A 2551-nucleotide genomic window follows, 5' to 3' on the forward strand; every position below is an offset into this window, starting at 1 on the left:
CCTGCGGAAGGGCGGGGCGAGGGCGCTGGCGCGCTGCCCGTGGGCCGACGGGGCGCCGACGAGTCCGTCGCCGGCGCCGCGGGGGCGGGTCTCGGAAGCCGACGGGGCGCCGACGGGGTGCCCGCGGCACCTGCCGGGGCGGGTTGCGGGAGCCGAGGGGATGGCGCTCCGAGCGCTGCAGGGCAGGGCGTCGAGGGGGTAGCGGCGCTCGTTCGCGACGTGCGCGAGCTTGAGGATGTGGAGGCGCAGGTGGCCGCACGCGTTGCCGAGAGCCGCTCCCGACGAGCGTTTGACCCCGAGGACGCCGAAGCTCAGGGCGCCGGCGCCTAGCAGAGCCTGACGCCTAGCAGAGCCCGCCGTGGCCGAGCAGCGAAGAACGAATGTTTCACGTGAAACATTCAGCGCCGCCGCGCACGGGCATGCCGGCATCGCCAATGAGGTGAAGAACGAATGTTTCACGTGAAACACTCGGCGCCGCCGCGCCTTCCGTAAGGAGATTGCGGAGATTTCCAACCTTACCTGCGCCTTTCATGCGAGGTGCTATTCTCGCCGAGAAATGAGGACGCGCGCCTTCGCGGTCGCGCTCTGCCCTCCCCGGCTCGGAAGGAGAAACCATGATCAGGAGAGTCATTGAAATAGACGAGGAGAAGTGCACCGGCTGTCGTTTGTGCGTCGATGCGTGCCACGAGGGCGCCATCGGCATGGTGGACGGCAAGGCGCGGCTGCTGCGCGATGACTACTGCGACGGCTTGGGCGACTGCCTGCCGGCGTGCCCGACCGGCGCCATCACGTTCATCGAGCGCGAGGCCGACGCCTATGACGAGGCAGCGGTCATCGAGCACCTGGCCGCCCGCACGGCCGCCGAGCTGCGCGCCGAGGACGCGGCGGACGGCGTCGCCGCGGGTCGCGCCCCCTCCGCCCCAGCGCCCTTCTCCGGTTGCCCCGGCTCCCGCTCGCGCGAGCTGGGCGGCGGCATGGCCGGCGCGTCCTTCCCGGTTGCCGCAGGCTGTGCTGCGGACGGCCCCGCCGTTGAGGTGAGCGCCCCCGTGGCTGGGGAGGCTGCTACCGGCTCCGCGGCCGTCGTTGGCGTGAGCGCTGCCGCCGGTGCGGGAGCCTCGGCGGGCGTCGGCTCCGCCCCCGTGGCTGGGGAGGCGCCGAGCCGCCTCATGCAGTGGCCGGCGCAGATCAAGCTCGTGCCCGTGCAGGCGCCGTACTACGAGGGGCGCGGGCTGCTCATCGCCGCCGACTGTACCGCCTTCGCCTGCGCGTCGTTCCACGAGCGGTTCATGCGCGGAAAGGTGACCGTCATCGGTTGCCCCAAGCTCGACGAGGGGAGCTACGTGGAGAAGCTGGCCGCCATCATCGCCGCCAATGCCGTCACGAGCGTCACCGTGGCGCGTATGGAGGTGCCGTGCTGCGGCGGCCTGGAGCGCGCGGCTGCCGAGGCGCTCGCGCAAAGCGGCAAGAGCCTGCCCTTCGAGGTGGTCACCTTCTCCGTGAACGGCGAGGTACTGGCCTGATCTTAGCTCCTGCCGTCCAAGACGGTCATGGACAAGGGGCGGGCGGTTGGCTATGATTTTCGGAGGTCTTTTACCCCGTAGAGCGGAGTGCTCGTGTCCTCATTTCTGTCGTCTCTGAACCTGTCGCCGTTTGCCCTGGTGGCCGTTGGGCTCATCGTGCTTGCCGTGGCCATCGTGCTGCTGGTGGTGTGGGTCATCGCCATCGACCGCCGCACGCGCGGCGTGGTGGACGGCCTGGAGGTGGAGCGGCGGAAAGTGGCCGAGATGCAGGTGATAGTGAGCCAGCGTGTCGGCCGCGGGCCGCAGCGTCCGCAGGGCCGTTCAGGCTCGGGAGCGCGTGGCGCGGGGCCCCGCGCCGCCGCGTCGGTTGCGGCGCGTGAGCAGAACCCCGGCGCCTCGCGCGTCGGTGTGCCGCAGAGCGCGGAGATGGGGTCGCAGCGTGTTCGTGCCGCCCAGCCGGCTGCTGTCGCCCAGGCGCGCCAGGCCGCAACCGGGCGCCAGGTCGCCGCCCAGCCGAGCGCGCCGCTCTCCCAGGAAGAGCAGGCATTCGCCGCCTGGGTGCAGGAACGCGCCCAGGCCATGGAGCAGCAGGGTCGCCCGCGTGGCTCGCGCGGCCGCGCTGCCGCCCAGCCGGCTCCGGCCGCAGGGGCGCAGGGCGGTCGTTCCCGCAGTTCGCGAGCGGGACGAGAGGCGCAGGATCCCCACGCCATCAGCGTGCCGCGCGGCGTCGACAAGACGGGCGGCGTCCCCATGGATCAGTGGACGGGGCCGGTGGGCCGCTCCCGTGGCGGCCAGCGCACCCAGCGCGGTCAGGTGGCGCGCCAGGCTACGGCGGCTGCCCAGGCCCAGCCGGCGTATGACCCCCGCGACCCTCGTGTGGCCCAGTCCCACGAGCGCGTGGAGGAGGCCGCCCGAGCCCAGCGCGCCGCAGCCCAGGCCCAGCGTCGGCAGGGCGCCCAGCCTGCGGTCGACCCGCAGGCGCAAGCGCGTCGGGCCGATCCGCGAGCCCAGGCCCGCGCCGCCGTCCAGCG

General features: G+C 72.8%; 3 protein-coding genes. All 3 read left to right on the forward strand.

The annotated features are described in order from the left end of the window. A partial coding sequence (locus D1643_RS11910; RefSeq protein ID WP_236643565.1) for a hypothetical protein occupies window positions 1–330 on the forward strand: 330 nt, incomplete at its 5' end. A 284-nt stretch (window positions 331–614) separates the two neighbouring features. Then, window positions 615–1520, forward strand: a complete 906-nt coding sequence (locus D1643_RS10600; RefSeq protein WP_160710579.1) for an ATP-binding protein — start codon at window positions 615–617, stop codon at window positions 1518–1520. Between the two features lie 93 nt (window positions 1521–1613). Next, window positions 1614–2551, forward strand: a 938-nt coding sequence (locus tag D1643_RS10605) for a hypothetical protein (RefSeq protein WP_201751094.1), incomplete at its 3' end; no start/stop codon positions are given.

Source organism: Enterorhabdus sp. P55 (assembly GCF_009911695.1).
Classification (GTDB): domain Bacteria; phylum Actinomycetota; class Coriobacteriia; order Coriobacteriales; family Eggerthellaceae; genus Enterorhabdus.

Coding starts and splice junctions, on each gene's coding strand:
- D1643_RS10600 (WP_160710579.1), top strand. CDS start 615: ATGATCAGGAGAGTCATTGAAATAGACGAGGAGAAGTGCACCGGCTGT.